The sequence below is a fragment of the Cupriavidus sp. SIMBA_020 genome (genome assembly GCF_046535395.1).
Classification (GTDB): domain Bacteria; phylum Pseudomonadota; class Gammaproteobacteria; order Burkholderiales; family Burkholderiaceae; genus Cupriavidus; species Cupriavidus campinensis.
The window spans coordinates 1-277 of record NZ_JAWRWU010000447.1; the positions used below are offsets into that span (position 1 = coordinate 1).

A 277-nucleotide genomic window follows, 5' to 3' on the forward strand; every position below is an offset into this window, starting at 1 on the left:
GTGGACCGTCAACCGCCTCGAAACGCATTTGCAGCAGATCGATATGGGCATGGCGCTCGACCGCGTGCGCGACGAATATCTCGCGGGCAAGAGCGTTGGCCGCGTGAACCGCTTCTTTCACGGCGAACCGGGCAGCGATACGTTTCCGACCTGGCTGCGCGACGTCGAGCCCGGCTTCTCGCGCCTCGAACACGGCGACCGCGACTGGCATGTGATGGCCGACGACCGCGACGGCGTGCGCTACATGCTGCTGCGCGACTACACGGCTTTCGAGGAG

1 pseudogene is annotated in these 277 nt (G+C 65.3%); it reads left to right on the top strand.

The features are described from left to right. Positions 1-28 precede the first annotated feature (28 nt). Positions 29-277: pseudogene (locus SB751_RS29980) on the top strand (sensor histidine kinase); the annotation flags it as partial.